15 protein-coding genes are annotated in these 17423 nt (G+C 63.9%); 4 read left to right on the forward strand and 11 right to left on the reverse strand.

What is annotated here, in order from left to right; all coding sequences use genetic code 11:
- Nucleotides 1-62: 62 nt before the first annotated feature.
- The 6 genes from rsmA to lptF are packed head-to-tail and all read right to left on the reverse strand — an operon-like array spanning nt 63 to nt 7517.
- A complete protein-coding gene (gene rsmA / locus CG51_RS01100; RefSeq protein WP_035740896.1) occupies nt 63-899 on the reverse strand; it encodes a 16S rRNA (adenine(1518)-N(6)/adenine(1519)-N(6))-dimethyltransferase RsmA in 837 nt (278 codons plus the stop codon).
- Nucleotides 896-1879, reverse strand: a complete 984-nt coding sequence (pdxA, locus tag CG51_RS01105; protein ID WP_035740898.1) for a 4-hydroxythreonine-4-phosphate dehydrogenase PdxA — start codon at nt 1877-1879, stop codon at nt 896-898. The genes rsmA and pdxA overlap by 4 nt, the downstream gene beginning before the upstream one ends.
- Nucleotides 1876-3087, reverse strand: a complete 1212-nt coding sequence (locus CG51_RS01110; protein WP_035740900.1) for a peptidylprolyl isomerase — start codon at nt 3085-3087, stop codon at nt 1876-1878. The genes pdxA and CG51_RS01110 overlap by 4 nt, the downstream gene beginning before the upstream one ends.
- A 55-nt stretch (nt 3088-3142) precedes the next feature.
- On the reverse strand, nt 3143-5308 hold the full coding sequence (locus tag CG51_RS01115) for an LPS-assembly protein LptD (RefSeq protein WP_051929961.1): 2166 nt from the start codon (nt 5306-5308) through the stop codon (nt 3143-3145).
- Complete coding sequence (gene lptG, locus CG51_RS01120; RefSeq protein WP_035740902.1) at nt 5305-6384, reverse strand: LPS export ABC transporter permease LptG; 1080 nt, start codon at nt 6382-6384, stop codon at nt 5305-5307. Before lptG ends, CG51_RS01115 begins: the two co-directional genes overlap by 4 nt.
- Nucleotides 6381-7517, reverse strand: coding sequence for an LPS export ABC transporter permease LptF (lptF, locus tag CG51_RS01125; RefSeq protein WP_035740904.1), 1137 nt, complete (start codon nt 7515-7517; stop codon nt 6381-6383). The genes lptG and lptF overlap by 4 nt, the downstream gene beginning before the upstream one ends.
- Nucleotides 7518-7703: 186 nt before the next feature.
- Between lptF and CG51_RS01130 the strand changes: the two genes are divergently transcribed.
- Entirely contained in the window at nt 7704-9173 is a 1470-nt protein-coding gene (locus CG51_RS01130) for a leucyl aminopeptidase (RefSeq protein ID WP_035740906.1), read from the forward strand.
- Between the two features lie 5 nt (nt 9174-9178).
- Nucleotides 9179-9631, forward strand: a complete 453-nt coding sequence (locus CG51_RS01135) for a DNA polymerase III subunit chi (protein WP_035740907.1) — start codon at nt 9179-9181, stop codon at nt 9629-9631.
- A 128-nt stretch (nt 9632-9759) separates the two neighbouring features.
- On the opposite strand, the gene CG51_RS01140 is transcribed toward CG51_RS01135, so the two are convergent.
- Nucleotides 9760-11133 (reverse strand): class II 3-deoxy-7-phosphoheptulonate synthase, encoded by a 1374-nt coding sequence (locus tag CG51_RS01140; RefSeq protein ID WP_035740908.1) that lies wholly within the window; start codon nt 11131-11133, stop codon nt 9760-9762.
- Nucleotides 11134-11387: 254 nt separating this feature from the next.
- On the opposite strand from CG51_RS01140, the gene CG51_RS01145 reads away from it, so the two are divergent.
- Nucleotides 11388-12371, forward strand: a complete 984-nt coding sequence (locus CG51_RS01145; RefSeq protein WP_035740909.1) for a GlxA family transcriptional regulator — start codon at nt 11388-11390, stop codon at nt 12369-12371.
- Between the two features lie 13 nt (nt 12372-12384).
- Here CG51_RS01145 and CG51_RS01150 read toward each other — a convergent pair whose 3' ends face one another.
- Entirely contained in the window at nt 12385-14196 is a 1812-nt protein-coding gene (locus tag CG51_RS01150) for an ABCB family ABC transporter ATP-binding protein/permease (protein ID WP_035740910.1), read from the reverse strand.
- 284 nt (nt 14197-14480) lie between these two features.
- Between CG51_RS01150 and CG51_RS01155 the strand changes: the two genes are divergently transcribed.
- Nucleotides 14481-15038 (forward strand): LOG family protein, encoded by a 558-nt coding sequence (locus tag CG51_RS01155; RefSeq protein WP_035740911.1) that lies wholly within the window; start codon nt 14481-14483, stop codon nt 15036-15038.
- Here the strand turns inward: CG51_RS01155 and rarD are convergent.
- From rarD to CG51_RS19010, 3 genes are all read right to left on the reverse strand, one after another.
- Nucleotides 14978-15898 carry an EamA family transporter RarD gene (gene rarD / locus CG51_RS01160; protein WP_035740912.1) on the reverse strand — a complete coding sequence of 307 codons (921 nt, stop codon included), beginning with the start codon at nt 15896-15898 and terminating at the stop codon, nt 14978-14980. The genes CG51_RS01155 and rarD overlap by 61 nt on opposite strands.
- Nucleotides 15899-16016: 118 nt before the next feature.
- Entirely contained in the window at nt 16017-16619 is a 603-nt protein-coding gene (locus CG51_RS01165; RefSeq protein ID WP_035740913.1) for a superoxide dismutase, read from the reverse strand.
- Between the two features lie 105 nt (nt 16620-16724).
- Entirely contained in the window at nt 16725-17324 is a 600-nt protein-coding gene (locus CG51_RS19010; RefSeq protein WP_051929962.1) for a PAS domain-containing protein, read from the reverse strand.
- Between the last annotated feature and the right edge of the window lie 99 nt (nt 17325-17423).

Below are 17423 nucleotides of genomic sequence, written 5' to 3' on the forward strand. Positions count from 1 at the left end.
AGGTTCTTTGTGAATCAAGCAGAAAGCCGGGCAATGACGCCCGGCTTTTTGCTTGAAGCCTCTCAGCCGAAAGTCCGGGAAAGGGCGCAGAACTGTTCCAGAGAGAGCTGCTCCGCCCGTTCGGTGGGTTTGATGCCGACGGAGAGCAGACGATCCTCGATATCCGGCGCGAGCCCCTTGAGGCTGGAGCGCAGCATCTTCCGCCGCTGGTTGAAGGCCGCAGCAACAACTCGCGACAAAATGACGGGATCGGCCGGGTAGGCGGGCTCGGCCCGCGCGACGAGATGCACGACGGAGGAATGGACTTTGGGCGGCGGGGTGAAGGCGTCGGGCGGCAGGGTCATGACGATCCGTGCCTCCGTTCGCCATTGGGCAAGCAGGGCCAGGCGCCCATAGGCAGAGCTGCCGGGCTTGGCCACGATCCGCTCGGCCACCTCCTTCTGGAACATCAGCGTCAGGCTTTGCCAGAACGGCGGCCATTGCGGCGGCGTGAGCCAGCGGACCAGCAGTTCCGTGCCCACGTTATAGGGCAGGTTGGCGACGATGCGGATGGGCGGGGTCAGGCGTCCCGTCAGGTCCACCGTGAGCGCATCCCCCTCCACGATGTCCAGCCGGCCGGGGTAGTGCGCCGCGATTTCCTCCAGCGCAGGAATACAGCGGGGATCCTTTTCGATGGAGAGCACGTGCCGCGCCCCTTCCGCCAGCAAACCACGCGTCAGCCCGCCGGGGCCGGGGCCGACTTCCAGCACATCCGCTCCGGTCAGATCGCCAGCAGAGCGCGCGATTTTCGCCGTCAGATTGAGGTCGAGCAGGAAGTTCTGGCCGAGCTGCTTGCGCGCCGACAGGCCGTATTCCGCGATCACCTCGCGGAGCGGCGGCAGGCCGTCGATCGCGCTCACGTCCGGCGGGTCCGGGAAAGTTCCGCAGCCATTTCCAGTGCCGCTATGAGGCTGGCGGGGTCCGCTACGCCCTTGCCCGCGATGTCGAAGGCGGTGCCGTGGTCTGGCGAGGTGCGGATGAAGGGCAGGCCAAGCGTCACATTCACACCATGGGCGAAGTCGATCGTCTTGATCGGGATCAGCGCCTGATCGTGATACATGCAGATCGCGGCGTCATATTTCGCCCGCGCCGCGGGGTGGAACATCGTATCCCCCGCAAGTGGCCCGGCGAGCGAGTAGCCCTCGCTGCGGAAACTCTCGATCACCGGAAGGATTGTTTCGATCTCCTCCCGCCCCATGGCACCCCCCTCGCCGGCATGGGGGTTCAACCCGGCGATGGCGATGCGGGGGGCGCCGATGCCGAAGTCCTGGCGGAGTGCGTTGTGGGTGATCTGGATCGTCTCCGTCAGCAGGCGCCGCGTGAGTTGCTGCGGAACCTCGGCCAGCGGAATGTGGATCGTCGCGGGCACCACGCGCAGATCGGGGCAGGCGAGCATCATCACCACTCGGCTTACACCCGCAAGATGCGCAAGATATTCAGTGTGTCCCGGAAAGGCGAAACCCGCCCCGTCCTGTAATGCCTTCTTGCTGATAGGCGCGGTGCAGACCGCCCCAGCCTCTCCCGCCTGAACGAGTTGCACGGCGCGGGAAATGACATCGATCACACTGCGCGCATTGCGCGGGTCGGGGTTGCCGGGAATGGCCGGACCGTCGAACGGATGCGGCAGGACGGGCAGCCCATGCATCGCCGCGCGCTCGGCCTCCCGCGGATGGCCGATCTCTCGCACGGGCGTCCCCTTCGGCAGATGCGAGGGGTCGCCGATCAGAAAGAAGGGCAGGCGGCTGCCGATCTCCTCCCAGGCGCGGGCGGCGATTTCCGGGCCGATGCCCGCAGGCTCGCCACAGGTCAGAGCGATGGGGGGTATGTCAAAGCTGCTCATTGGCCACGGATGATCGCGTTGGCGCGAAGTTCCGCAAGGTAGTTGTCCGCGAGCTTGCCGGCCCGCTGGTTCAGCAATTGCGTGCGGATCTGATCGCGATTGGGCGGCTCGGCCTGTGTCAGCGTACGGCTGCACAGCATCAGCACCCGCAGCGAATCGCCTTGAACGAGGCTCGTTGACATCTCGTTCTGATCGAGGCGCGCAAGCTCCATCGCGACATCGGCGGGGAGCTGGCCAGAACTTGCGCTGTGACGCTGCACGGCGGCCGGAGCGCCCCGGAGTGCCGCATAAAGATCGTCGCAGCTATCGACACGGCCGCGAAGCTTCGCGGCTTCCTCCACTGTTTCCGGTGCACGCCCATTCGCCAGAAGCACTTCGGCATAGTCGAGCGTGGTGGCTGCGGGCGCAGGACGAGGCGTGTCCCGGCGTTCACGAAGGAAGAAGATGGCGATGGCATTCGGCACCTGCACCTCGCGCGACATCTGCCCGGGCCGCATGCCGTCCAGAACTTCACGGATCTGTGGGGGCATGTTCGCCTCCCTGATCCACTCGAGTCTTCCGCCCTGCTCGCGCGATTGGGAGGCGGAGAAACGGCTCGCCGCTTCAGCGAAATCATTGCTGTTATGCACGTTCTCTCGGATCAGGTCCGCAATCTGGCGGCTTTGTTCCGTATAGGGCGCGACGGTGGGAAGGATGATCTCCGACAGAAGGATTTCCCGCTCCGGCCGGATGGATTCCACCTGCATGGCGCGATCTATATCGGCCTCGCTGACGGTGACGCGCCCCGCGAACCGCACCCGCACCACTTCACGCCAGATCAGTCCGGCGCGCACGAATTCCCGGAAGGTCTCCTCCGATACCCCCACGCCCGCGAGCCGCTGGGTGAGTTGCTCAACGGTCAACTGCCCGCGCTCGGCAAATTCCCGCATGCCCGTGCGAAGCTGGTCGTCGGTGACGCTGACTTTCTGGATCTTGCCCGCGATGAGGTAGAGCCGATCATCGATCAGCGCCTCCATCGCCTGCTTCTCTGTCAGACCGCCCGCGCCGAGCTGCTGCATGAACAGCATCCGTTGCCGGAGTTCGAATTCAGTGATCGCGGCGCCGTTCACATAGGCGCGCGCGGTAAACAGCCCCTGCGCCACGGCGGGAGCGGGGGACATGGCGCCGAAGGTCAGGGCCAAAGCGGTAGCAAGCGGGATGAGGCGCATCGGTCGTCCGTTCTGCTCTTCCTCGCCGCGCGGGCGCGGCCGGTTCTCGCGCCGTTCAGCCGGCGCAGGTTCTTGTCACGGGCGGCCGTCGTCCGCCATTGCCGAAGCCCAGAAGCTCCACCGACAGATCCACCCGGGTGCTGGTCTCATCGCTGAGCGAACTTGTCAGACGGTGGGAGACTTCCAGATCCACCTGAACGCATTCATTGCGATAAACCACTCCGAGCGCTGCGCGTGCCGCCCTGTGCTCCGAGAAGTCATAACGCCATTCCGAGGTCCCGGTCCAGCGGTCGTTGAAATCATACTGGGCATCCCATGCCCAAACGGAGCGAGAAGTTTCGCGCATTTCCCGCTGATCCGCATCCAGCCAGACAAAACTTGTCGCCAGATTCATCGGTCCCCGGTCATAGCCCAGACGGAACTCATTCTTGGAAAAGTCCAGCAATCCTTCGAACAGAGAGCGGTTGACGAAGCTGATCCCGTTGCCCCAGTCGAGGCGGACGGAGGTCAGCCAGTCCGATCCTTTACCATCGAGGCCGCTCGCCGGGCTGAACTGCTCCTCATCGCCGCTCCAGCGGAACACACGTCCGGCGGTGATGCCGAGCGTCCAGCCCGCCGGGTCGATACGGGTCCATGTGGCGCCCAGATTTGCCCGCCAACCTTCCTCATAGGCGTCCTCTCCCGGGAATCGGTCGAGGGAGAACAGGTTGGCTTCGTCGAACTCGACGAGCAGGCTGTCCTCGTTCAGCGGGCTGCGACGGCCGTCCGGGCTCCAGACGACCTGAGCCACGGGTGTCAGCACCTCACTGCCGCCGCCCGCGGTGCTGCGAACGAAGGGCCAACTCAGCTTGGTGCCGAAGGTGGGGACGACGCGGGTGAACTCGGGGTCGGTTTCGGGTGTGTTGCTGAACCAGAAAGCATCGGCCCGCAAATTGCCCGTTGCAGTGACAATGAGACCGGGAGTCGTGACCCAGTCGCGCTGCCAGTTGCCGTAAAGGCTGAAGCGCCGCATGTCGCGACCGTCTGCCACCCCATCGCCGTTCAGGTCATAAAGCGAATCCGATCGGTTGTGATAGGTCATCACCTGTGCACCGAAGGTCGCGATGCCGCCGGCCTCGGGCATGGGCATCCGCCGCTCCCAAGTTCCGTCCAGCATGAGATTGGGCAGATCGGAGTTATCCTCCGCCTCGTTGAGAGACCGGTAATGCAGTGCCTCAAGGCTGATGAGTTCATCCCGGCGCGCCCGATAGACCTGAACGGTGGATTCGAGCCGGTCCTTGTCGTCCACTTCGTAATCGTTGAGGAAATTGGGGTCACTGATCGAATAGACGTCGAACTTCATCGTGAACTGCGCGGGGAATGCAACCTGACCCTCTCCCCGCAGAAAGTGGCGGAGCGAGGGGCCGTGATCGAGATCGTCGGTAGCTACCGCACCCGTCCATTCCATCCAGCCGCCATTCAATGCCTGACGATAGGTGTTTTCGACCATGACAGCCCCGTCCGTGGTCACGAGCGGAGCGATTTTGATGTCGGCATGGTCGCCGAGCGGCAGGAAGTATGGCACCTGCATGCCATAGCCAAGATCGCTTTGATGAAAGAATTTCAACGGTAGCAGGCCGGGAGCGCGGTCAACGCTCGGATCCGGCATCCGCAGGCTTGGCAGATACATCACTGGAACGCCCATGATGCGGAAGGTGGCGTCCTTGAAATACATCAGCCGGGTTTCCTGATCGTGCAGCACCTCCGCCGACCGGATTTCCCACAACGGCACCTGCCGCCCGCCCGGACAGACCTGGCAGGAGGAGGCCACGACGCGGGTCATCTTGGTATAACGCCCGCCGGTTCGCGCGATTTCGTTCGCGGCGATCTGCATCTGCTGATCGAGCACGATCCGCGCGCTCTTCAGCACGCCGCGTGTGAGGTCGGAGGACAGCTCCGCACTGGAGGCGAGGGCTATCTGATCGGGCCCCTCAACCAGCGTCATCGGCCCTTCGATCGTCACTTCGTCCTGGTTGCGATCGTACAGGATACGCCGGGCTTTCAAGGTGACCCCTTGCCAGAGCACCTCCACATTGCCCTCAGCCAGAAGCCTGTTATCGGACAGGATGCGCACATCGTCGGCAACGAGCGTCGCAAGTCCGTCCTCTGCGCTGGCCGGAGAAGCGAGCGCCGTGGTGAGAGCAAGCGCCAGAAGGCGGGTGAGGGCGGGACGCGACTTCATCCGTCCTCCATGTGAAGCAGAAGCCCTGCCGAAAAGAGCAGCCCCGCGATGGGCGGGCCCCAGGCCGCGAGCAGGACGGGAATCTGGCCGTTGTTGCCGAGTATCTGCGCGAAATTCCGCAGGAAGAACAGGGCGAAACCTAACAGGACGGCGATAAGCACCTTTACCCCCGTTCTACCGGCGCGCGCGGGCTGCATTGTGAAACCCGCCGCGATCTGGATCATCGCGACGATCAGGAACGGTGTCGCCAGCTCCATATGGAATAGCACCTTATGACTGCGCGACGAAAAGCCAGCCCGCTCCAGCCTTCGGATCTGCTCCGGGAGTTGCCAGAAGGAGATCATGCCGGGCGCCTCGAAACTGTTGCGGATCTCCTGCTGAGTCAGGTTGGTGTTGAGGGTCAGCGTCTCATGCCGCTCCGCATCCTTTTCGGGATTCGGGGCGTCCATCGGCCAATCCTTCACGCCGGTAAGCTCCCAGGCCCCGCGGCCCAGCACCGCGTGCGTGGCCTCCACGCGCCGAACAGGCGTTCCTTCGGTATCCAGTCCGATGAAGATGGCGTTGAACAGCTCCGTCCCTTCCGGAGTGGCGCGTTCGGCGCGGATCACCCATTGCCCCGCCCGATCCCCCTGACGAAGCCAGATCGCCTCTCCACTGACGGAGACGATGTTATCCCCCCCACCCTCAGCGGAGGCATCGGCCTTGCGGCTGGTGGCCGAAGCAATGGGGTTGAGCACCGTCACTGCCAGCATCCCGACGATAAGACCCCCGATCAGCGCCGGTGACAGAGCCTCGAAAACCCAGACTCCCACGGCCCGGATCACCACGAGTTCGCTCGTTCTGGCAAGCGCAAGGAACAGCGCGATCGCGCCCAGCAGCACCACCAGCGGGAGAATTTCATAAACCCCCTGCGGGCTGTGCAGGAATGCGATCCAGGCAGCATCCGACAGCCCGTCATTGGCCCCGCGCCGGACCTGCTCCACCAGATCGATGAGGAACATGACGCCGAAGAACACCAGAAAAGTCCCCGCAACGGTCAGCAGGAATTTCCGCCCAAGATAGAGCCAGAGCGTCATGCTGCTGCCTCGCTGCGTTTGGGATGTGGTTTGACACGGCGGGACCGCCCCGCCCACGCCAGCATCGCAACCGAAATCAGCGCGCCGATGACAGGGGCGGCATAATAGGCGGGCCAGTAGGACGCCTTCCTGAGCGCGAGATTGGTGAAGGCGTTATCCAGAAACTGCACGAGCACCAGCATGAGAATCGCACCGAGCACCTGTCTCCACAGGCCGAACCTGCTGAAGGCGCCGAGCAGCAGAGTGGCGAAACCGATCATCGCTGCCACGGGTGCGAGGAACGGCGCGGAGAGCCGGCTCTGGAGTTCGCGGAACGGTGCCGCGGGATCGGGATTGCGCAGATTGGCGATCACCCCTGCCGTGGGATTGATGAGCATCGACGTCGGCAGGCTGCGGACATCGGTATAAATGCGCCTGTCTTCCTGCATCAGCGCGCCGATGTCATAAGTGAAGTCGTCGAATCGCATGACGGACAGCCGCTGGGTACGACCCTCGCGCGCCTGGGCCATGCCGTCGAGCATGATGAGCAGCGGCCCTTGTGGGCCGCGGGCGAACAGCGCACGCTTGGCCGTGTAGAATGTCAGTTCGTCAGGTTGCCGGTTGTCAGACAGGAACACGTCGCGCAGCTCTCCGGTGGAGGAGATATCGCGGATATAGAAGGTGATCCCGTCGGAAGGATGCAGGAACTGCCCCTCCGTCAGGAACCGGGCCGAGACGCTCTCCGAGATCTCGGTGCTGCGCTCGGAGAAGCGTTCCCGGCTCGCAGGCACGAGGTAATGCGCGAGGACGGACAGGATGGCCGCAACGATCAGTCCGAAGATCAGCACCGGCCGCGCAAGGCGGAAGGGAGAAAAACCTGTAGCCTGCATGACGACCAGTTCACTCTCGGAGGCAAGCCGGTTGGTCACGAAAACCGTGGCCGCAAAGGCGGAGAGCGGCAGGACGATTCGGATGACGTTCGGAAGGCTCAGCGCCGAGAGTTCAAAGAACACCAGCGCTGTCTGACCCGATCCTATGATCTGATCGAACAGCGAAACCGCCCGGTTCACCCAATAGACGGCGACCAGAATGAGAGAGAAGAAGCCGAACACCGCCAGAAGCTGCGACAGCATGTATCTGTCGAATCTGGGCACGCGGGGAGGATCCTTCTCTGCTCGCCGCTCTGCTCGGCGGGTGTGGGGCGACGCTAGCTGAAAACAGAGGGACGGAAAACTGCTATCTGGCCATTCCGGGGCGCGGGCACTAGCCTCGCGCGGACCGTTGCCGTCCTGCGTCGCTTTTTGTGCGCCGGATCGGCCAGTTTCAGACCGGAGACCGCCATGACCTCACCCGTCGCCATCCATTTTCGCGAAATGTCCTCCGAGGGGCTCGCCGATTTTGAGGGACGCATCGTCGTTCTGATCGATCCCTCGGGCAAGCCGGATGCCACGGTCAGGCCGCTGAACCGGCTTGTGAAGGGAGCGATCGAGCGTTTCGCTTCCTCTGAAGCGTTCGAGAAGATGAAACCGGGCGATGCCGTTGATCTGACCTGGCCCGCAGGCATCGGGGCAGAGGCGGTTCAGGTGGTGAAGCTGCCGCGGAAGCCGGAAGCCGCCATCGCCCGAAAGGCCGGCGCGGCCATCGGGCGGGCTGTCGGGCCGAAAGGGGCGATCGTGCTTGTCGGCGGCAATGGCGGCGCGGCGGAGCTTTCCTTCGGGCTCGCGCTCCGCGCCTATGATTTCGGCCTCTACAAGTCCGAGCCCCCCGCGGAGCGGGGCACCGTCACGCTGATGGTTGCGGATCCGGAGAAGGTCGCCGCCGCTGCGCAGCCTATGGCCGCGCTGGCGGAAGGGGTGTTCTTCACCCGTGATCTGGTCAATGAACCCGCCAACGTCCTGACAACCACCGATTTCGCCGCGCGTCTGGCCGCGATGCAGGAACTCGGGCTGGATGTGGAGATACTGGAGGAAGCCGATCTTGCCGATCTGGGCATGCGCGCGCTGCTGGGCGTGGGGCAGGGGTCGGAAAGCCCCTCGAAGGTCGTCGTCATGCACTGGCGGGGCGGAGAGGCGGGCACGCCGCCGCTCGCGCTCGTCGGCAAGGGGGTGGTCTTCGATACGGGCGGCATTTCCCTGAAGCCAAGCGCCGGCATGGAGGAGATGACCATGGACATGGGGGGCGCGGGCGTCGTGGCGGGCGTCATGCGGACACTCGCGCTAAGGAAGGCGCGGGCGAATGTCGTTGGGCTCGTGGGGCTCGTGGAGAACATGCCCGACGGCAAGGCACAGCGCCCCGGTGATGTGGTGAAATCGAAGCGCGGCGTGACGATCGAGGTGAACAACACTGATGCCGAGGGGCGGCTCGTTCTGGCCGACGTGCTCTGGTATGCGCAGGAGCGGTTCCAGCCCTCCGGCATCGTCGATCTCGCCACGCTGACAGGCGCGGTGATCGTGGCCCTGGGGCATGAGATGACCGGCGTCTTTTCCAACGATGATGCCTTCTGCGATGCCTTCCTCGCGGCGGCGAAGGCGGAAGGCGAGGGTGCGTGGCGGCTGCCTCTGGGCGATGGCTATGACCGGCTCATCCGGTCGAACATCGCCGACATCAAGAACTCTGCCGGACGGGAGGCCGGATCGGTCACCGCGGCACAGTTCCTCCAGCGGTTCATCGCCGACGGCACACCGTGGATCCATCTGGACATCGCGGGCACGGCGCATGTGAAGCGCGACACCACCGTCGGACCGAAGGGCGCGACCGGCTGGGGGGTGATGAGCCTCGACCGGCTGATCCGCGATCGTTACGAGTCGTAGGACGAGTGGCTGCGCTTTTCTATCACCTGACGCGATCCCCGGCAGAATCGCTTCTGCCGGTTCTCATCGACCGGTCGTTGAAGGCAGGCTGGCGCGTGGCTGTGCGGGGAACGCGGCCGGACAGGCTCGCCTGGCTTGATGAGCGGCTATGGTTGGAGCCGGAGGACGGCTTCCTGCCGCATGGTCTTCTCGGGGGGGAATGGGACGCGGCGCAACCGGTTCTGCTCACACCCGGGCCAGTGACGAACGGTGCGCGCTGCCTGATGTGCATCGACGGCGCAGAGGCGGAACCCGAGGAGGCAGCGACCCTCGACCGGGTGTGCATTCTTTTCGACGGAACTGATCCCGGAGCAGTGGAAGGGGCGCGCGGTCAATGGCGACGTCTGACCGGCGCAGGCGTCAGCGCGCAATATTGGAGCGAGGAAAGCGGCCGCTGGGAGAAGAAAGCGGAAAGCTGATCCTCTTCGTGCACGGTGCCAGTCCGACGATCGAGCCGTGCTGGACTTGGCTTTTGTCCCTGTTTACGACAGGCGAATTGATTTCCGCCGCCCGCAGTAAACCTGCCGGGCGGCGAAGTAGGGCGGAATCACGCGCCCGCAACGATCCTCTGTGACTCGCGGCGGGTGGAAAGCTCCGCTGATACCAGGAAGGCGAGCTCCAATGCCTGATTGGCGTTCAGGCGCGGATCGCAGGCCGTGTGGTAGCGGGAGGACAGATCCTCATCCGTTACGGCCCGAACTCCACCAGTGCATTCGGTGACATCCGCGCCGGTCATCTCGAAATGGACGCCGCCCGGGATCGTGCCTTCTGCGTTATGAACGTCGAAGAATTCCCGCACCTCGCGAAGCACCGATTCGAAGGGACGAGTCTTGTAGCCAGAGGCCGATTTGATCGTATTGCCGTGCATGGGATCGCAGGTCCAGACCACCTGCGCGCCCTCTTCCTGCACCGCGCGGATGAGACGGGGCAGATTGTCGCCCACGGTGCCTGCGCCGAACCGGGCAATCAGCGTCAGCCGCCCGGCCTCGTTCGTCGGGTTCAGCTTCGCAAGCAGGCGTTTTAGGTCATCGCTGGAAAGCGATGGCCCGCATTTCAGCCCGATGGGGTTCTGCACGCCGCGACAGAATTCGACATGCGCGCCATCGACCTGCCGGGTACGGTCCCCGATCCAGATCATGTGACCCGACCCCGCGACCGGAAGGCCGGTGGTGGAGTCGATCCGGCAGAGCGCCTCCTCATATTCCAGCAGGAGCGCCTCATGGCTGGTGTAGAAATCCACTTTTGCCAGCTCATGCGCTGTGTCGGCGTTCACGCCCGCCGCATTCATGAAGTCGAGCGCATCGGAGATGCGGTTGGAGATCTCCCGGTACCGCTCCGCCGCGTCATGATCGGTGAAGCGGGAGGTGAAGGCATGAACGCGGTGGATATCCGCGTAACCGCCGGTGGAGAAGGCACGCAGCAGGTTCAGCGACGCAGCAGCCTGGGTATAGGCTTGCAGCATCCGCCGGGGATCGGGCGTCCGTGCCTCAGGGGTGAAGTCGAAACCGTTGATGATGTCGCCCTTGTAGGACGGCAGTTCGACGCCGTTCACGATCTCGTTCGGGGCGGAGCGGGGCTTCGCGAACTGTCCGGCCATGCGCCCGACCTTGATGACAGGCACCTTGGCCCCCCAGGTCAACACGACGGCCATCTGGAGCAGCACCTTGAACGTGTCGCGAATCGCATCGGCGGAGAAGGCGGAGAAGCTCTCCGCGCAGTCGCCGCCTTGAAGCAGAAACGCCTTGCCCTGCGCCACTTCTCCCAGCGCGCGTTTGAGCTTGCGGGCCTCCCCCGCAAACACGAGCGGCGGATAGTTCCCGAGCTGCGACTCCACCTCCGCGAGAATCGCAGGTTCGGGATAGTCGGGCATCTGCACCCGGGGGCGCGTACGCCAGTCCGACTTGCTCCAGCCTTTGCTCATGATGGCCTCCGCACAAAGTGGCTTGCCGTTATATGGGCGTTGGCCCCATCATGCAAACCCCAATCCCATCCGATCGCTCTTAAGAAGTGACCTCTTGCGTGGGCAGGAGAGACCTGCTTTTCTTGTCGCGAAAACGCCATGAAGGGTCGCAATCCATGCGCGACGTGAGACCCGACGGGCCCATCGTCTCTGGCCGCTCCCCCGAAGGCCGCCCCCATGAAGACCGCCCACCCCGTGAGGTTGGCAGAAGTGTCATGAATGGCCGTGCGGGAGAGGTCCAGCCGCGCCGGTTCGTCTTCCTTCTGCTGGACCGCTTCACGCTCATCGCGTTCGCGAGCGCCGTGGAACCATTGCGTATCGCCAACATGATGTCGGGGCAGACGCTCTATTCGTGGCAGCTTGCTGGGGAGAACGGCGTGCAGGCTGTCTGCTCCAACGGTTGCGCCTTCCGGGTGGACATGGGGCTCGACGTGCTCGACCGGGAGGAGACGCTGGTGATCTGTGGCGGCTTGGAGATAGAGGCGGCCTCCTCCAAGCGGGTGCTCGCCTGGCTCCGGCGGGAAGCGCGGCGCGGCGGGCGGATGGCCGGGATCTGCACCGGCGCCTGGACATTGGCGCGGGCGGGCCTGCTGGATGGGCGGCGCGCGACGATCCATTGGGAAAATCAGGACAGTTTCATTGAGGAGTTCGAGAACGTCCGGCTGTCGAAGGCGGTGTTCGTCACCGACGGAAACCGGCTGACGAGCGCGGGCGGCACCTCCGCCATCGACATGATGCTGAAGATCATCGCCGACGATCATGGAGAGGATCTGGCCAACGCGGTCGCGGACCAGATGGTCTATTCCTCCATCCGCACGGGGCAGGACACGCAGCGCCTTTCCATCCCCACTCGTATCGGGGTCCGCCACCCGAAGCTCAGCCAGGTCATCCAGATGATGGAGCGCAACATCGAGGAGCCGATCAGCCCGACCCGGCTTGCTGAAGATGTCGCGATGTCCACCCGTCAGCTCGAACGGCTGTTCCGGCGCTATCTCAACCGCAGTCCCAAGCGATACTACATGGAGCTACGGCTACAGAAGGCGCGGAACCTGCTGATGCAGACCGACATGAGCGTCATCAACGTGGCCTTGGCCTGCGGCTTCGCCAGCCCGTCGCATTTCTCCAAATGCTACCGGGCCCATTACGCGACCACCCCCTACCGGGAGCGGGGCAGTCACGCGATGCGGTTGTCGTTCTGACGGTGCTGGCGCCTCAGGCCGCGTCCTCTTCCAGCGCCTGCCGGATCCAAAGCGCGGCATAGCGGCCCTTCTGCGACAGCAGCTCTGCATGCGTGCCCGCTTCCTGCACGGTGCCGTTATCCAGCACGAGTATTAGGTTCGCATCCACGATGGTGGAAAGGCGGTGCGCCACGGTAATCACCGTCCGCCCCCGGCCGAGTTCTGCCAGCGAATCGCGAATCCCCGCCTCCGTCTGCGTGTCGAGTGCGGAAGTGGCTTCGTCCAGCAGCAGGATCGGGGGGTTCTTCAGCAACGTCCGCGCGATGCCGACGCGCTGCTTCTCCCCGCCGGAGAGCTTCAGCCCGCGTTCGCCCACCTGCGTGTCATACCCTTCGGGCAGGCTCTCGATGAAATCGTGGATGCGGGCAGCCCGCGCCGCGCCGATCACATCCTCCCGCGTTGCGCCCTCGCGACCATAGGCGATGTTGTAGAAGATCGAGTCGTTGAACAGGACCGTGTCCTGCGGCACTACCCCGATGGAGGCATGCAGACTCGATTGCGTGACATCGCGGATATCCTGTCCGTCGATGTGGATTGCACCGCTCTGCACATCGTAGAAGCGGAAGAGCAGACGACCGACGGTTGACTTCCCCGCCCCGGACGGGCCGACAATGGCCACCGTCTCTCCCGGAGCGGCGCGGAAGGTCAGCCCTTTCAGGATCGGGCGGGCGGGATCGTAGCCGAAGTGCACATCGTCGAAAACCACCTCGCCGCCGCTGATGCGAAGTGGGTGGGCATCGGGCGCATCCACGACTTCGGTCGGTTGCTCCAGCAGGTCGAACATCGCCGCCATGTCCACCAGCGCCTGACGTATCTCCCGATAGACTGTCCCGAGAAAGCCCAGCGGCAGGGTGATCTGGAGCATGTAGGAGTTGACCATCACGAAATCGCCCACGGTCAGCGTCCCCGCCTGCACGCCACGCGCGGCCATGACCATGACGATCACAAGGCCGGAAGTGATGATGAGCGTCTGTCCGGCATTGAGGAAGGCCAGCGAATAGGACGTCTTGAGCGCGGCGCGCTGATAGCCCGTCATGGCGACGTCATAGCGCGCGGCTTCACGCCCTTCGGCATTGAAATATTTGACAGTTTCGTAGTTCAGAAGACTGTCCAGCGCCTTCTGATTGGCTTCCTGATCCCGGTCGTTCATCTCCTTGCGCATACGAACGCGCCATTCGGTGACGATCGTGGTGAACAGGATGTAGAGGGCAATGACCACCCCCACGACCAGCGTATAGGTGGGGTCGAACACAAGGGCGAGGATGATGCCCACCAGCACCAACTCAAGGATCAGCGGTCCGATGGAGAACAGCATGAAGCGCAGCAGGAAGTCGATGCTCTTCACCCCCCGCTCCATCACGCGAGACAGCGCGCCGGTGCGCCGGGTGATGTGGTAGCGCATGGACAGCCGGTGGATATGCTCGAACGTCTCCATGGCGAGACCATGCAGCGCGCGCATCCCGACCTTGGCGAAGATTGCGTCGCGCAACTCCTCAAAGCCGTCCGACATGAGCCGCGCGACACCATACGCGACCGTCAGCCCCACTGCGCCCAGCCCGAGCATGCCGAGCGGCCCTGTCACCTCGTGAGACAGGCTGTCCACCGCAGCTTTGTAGAAGAACGGCACCACCACCGAGATGAGCTTGGCCAGCACGAGGATCGCCATCGCGATGACGACGCGCCGCCGGACCCATGGCGTATTCTGCGGCCACAGATAGGGCGCCACACGCCGGATCGTGCGCCACGCGCTGCGGCTTTCGCTCATCGTTTCTGGCGTATGGGACATGGGGGGTTCCGTCTGGAAGGGTGGCGACACTAGCGGACCGGGGGCCGGAAGGCCAGAGGCGTCGGGCCTTTCACATATGGGATTACCTCTATGCTGGTCGGCGGGTTCACCCTCACCGGGCTCACTCTACCGGAGCGGAGGCCGCGGCCCGTCCCTGGGCAGCCTCAACCGGTTCCGCGTGGATCCGGTGCGCGCGCAAAACCTGCCAAAGCCCCACGGCCTTGCGAGCAGCGAGGGGACGCCCTAGGAACAGCGCCGAAAAGCCACCTTCACGGAGCGATGTCATGACTCGGCCCGAAAAATCCGTCTGCGTCTTCTGTGGCGCCCGTCCCGGAACGCGCGCGCCTTATGCGGCGACGGCGGCCGAGATGGGCCGTATGCTGGCCGAGCAGAACTGGCGGCTCGTCTATGGGGCGGGGGATGTCGGCCTGATGGGGGAAGTGGCACGCGCGGCTCAGATGGCGGGGGCTGAAACCTTCGGCGTGATCCCGGAGCATCTGGTGAAGTGGGAGGTCGGCAAGCGCGATCTTTCCACCTATATCGTCACGTCAAACATGCACGAGCGCAAAACGGTCATGTATCAGAACTCGGATGCCGTCGTCGTGCTGCCGGGCGGTATCGGCACGCTTGACGAATTCTTCGAGGTGCTGACGTGGCGCTACCTAAAGCTCCATGACAAGCCGATCTTCATCCTCAACGTCGAGGGATTCTGGGATCCGCTGGCTCGGCTCATCGACCAGTTGATAGACGAAGGTTTCGCGGGCGCTGAAATTCGCGACTTCTACACGGTAGTGCCGGATGTGCCGAGGCTCGCCGCCAGCTTGCGCGCCGCGCTCGCCTGACGGCGCAGAGCGACGATATAGATCAGCACGGCCAGCCAGATCATCGGGAAGGCCAATGCGTGCGCGTGGGTAAACGGCTCCCCGAACGCCAGTGTGGCGATGAGGAACTGGATGGTCGGGTTGATGTATTGCACGACACCCAGCGTTGACATCGGGATACGCCGGGAGGCGTAGGTGAACAGCATCAGCGGAATCGCGGTGAGCGGCCCTGTTCCGATAAGCAGAAGTGTCGTGCGCCAATCCGAGCCGAAATGCTCCGCGCCCGGAACCTCCGTATGCGGCAGGATCAGCCAGACCAGCGCCAGCGGGGCCAGAAACATCACCTCCGCCGTCACGGAGACCGTGGCATCGGCGGTGATCTTCTTCTTGGCGAGCCCGTAAAGCCCGAAGCTCACCGCGATGGCGAGCGAGAACCATGGCGCTACCCCAAGGCCGATGGTCAGCGTCAGAACCCCCGTCGCGGCCAGTGCGACGGCGATCCATTGGAGCCATGACAGGCGTTCATGGAACACCAGCAGCCCGATCAGGACCGCGACCATCGGAAAGATGTAGTAGCCAAGGCTCGATTCGAGCGCGTGGCCCATCTGGATCGACAGGATATAGACGAACCAGTTCACGCCCATCATCAGCGCGCCGAAGAGAATGAGCCCACCTTCACGCGACGTCATCGCGCGCCGAAGGGCCGGGAGTCGGCCCTGCACAGCAAGGACGGCGCCGAAGAACACGACCGACCAGAGAGTCCGGTAAGAGAGGATTTCGAGCGCGGGAACATGGGACAGCAGCTTGTAATAAAGTCCGAGCACTCCCCAGATCACGCTGCTGCAAATGACGGCGATGAGGCCGCGCTGACTGTCCGGCATGGCTCCGGTTCCCTATAGTGGAAAGCCCCCGCGCCTTGGAGCGCGGGGGCCGGGTTACTTGTCCGACGTCCCGATACGTTCCAACGCTACCGGCTGGAAGTCGGGGTCGATGCTGACCTCAGAGGCGGGAGGCCACGTTTTCCCAGTTCACCAGCTTGTCGAGGAAGTTGGTGAGGTAGGCAGGCCGCTTGTTGCGGAAGTCGATGTAGTAGGAATGTTCCCACACGTCGCAGCCCAGCAGAGCCGTCTGGCCGAAGCAGAGCGGGTTCACCCCGTTCTCCGTCTTGGTGATCTTCAGGCCGCCATCGGCATCCTTGACCAGCCAGGACCAGCCGGAACCGAACTGTCCAGCCCCCGCGGCGGCGAATTCTTCCTTGAACTTGGCGACGGAGCCGAAGGCTTCCGTCAGCGCCTTTTCAAGCTCGCCCGGAATCTTCTTGTCCTCGCCCGGACCCATGACTTCCCAGAACAGGATGTGGTTCCAGTGCTGCGAGGCGTTGTTGAAGATCCCGGACTGCGCGACGGCACCGGCCTGGTAGGTGCCCTTCACGATGTCTTCGAGCGGTTTGGATTCCCACTCGGTCCCCGCGATCAGCTTGTTGCCGTTATCGACATAGGCCTTGTGGTGGATGTCGTGGTGGAACTCGAGCGTCTCCTTGGACATGCCGAGGGATGCGAGCGCATCATGGGCATAGGGAAGATCGGGAAGTGTGAAAGCCATCGAAGACTCCTCTCGCGCTTTGGTGATCGGCAGCAGGAATAAGGCGCGTGCCGCCGGCAAGGTCAAGGAAGAACAGCTTACCTCCCGCCCGGGTTCCGCATGGCCTCACGAGCGGCGGGTGTAAAGGCCGTCCGCCCCATCAGGGCGTGCGCCGGGAATCGAGCGTCCGAATGTCACGCGGATAACCTTGCTTTCCTCGGCCGGGACAAGGCGTACAGTACCGAGGGTCAGGAGCGGGGTGCCATTCGCCGCAGGCTTCCGGTTACTGGCGACGTTCTGAATTGCACCAAGGATAAGCGGGCGACCGGCAGCGTCCGGGGCAAGCGGCAGGAGCACCATGCGTCGCTCGCACCCGCTTTCGGTGAGGGAGAGTTCGGCGCGTGCCCGGTCGATCGTCACGGCTTCGAGGCAGGCGGCGATACGCCCGCGCGTGCCCGGTTCAAAGATCGCGCCGAAAGGGAGGCGTTCGGGCTCCTCTCCGGTGAGGGCGGACAGGCTCCTTCCCGCGTAGCGGAAACGCCAGCCCCAGGACGCATCGCGGGTCAACAGGAAACAGGCGTGGAGTGCACCGGCAATTGCCGTCCCTGCGAGGGCGGAACGGGGCGGCAATCCATGAACCGGAAGCTCCCGGCAAGCCTTTTCCCAAGCCGTGCGGATAAGGTGGACGGGATCGCTCTCGACCCCGTCCATGCGGATGTTACTCATGACACTCGTACTCCAAACCGGGGCGCGTCGACCGGTTGGTTGTTGCCAAGCGCAGTCAGCGTCCTTACCGAAACTTTAATATCGTTGTTTGCCGCAGGG

The sequence above is a fragment of the Haematobacter missouriensis genome (assembly GCF_000740775.1).
Classification (GTDB): domain Bacteria; phylum Pseudomonadota; class Alphaproteobacteria; order Rhodobacterales; family Rhodobacteraceae; genus Haematobacter; species Haematobacter missouriensis.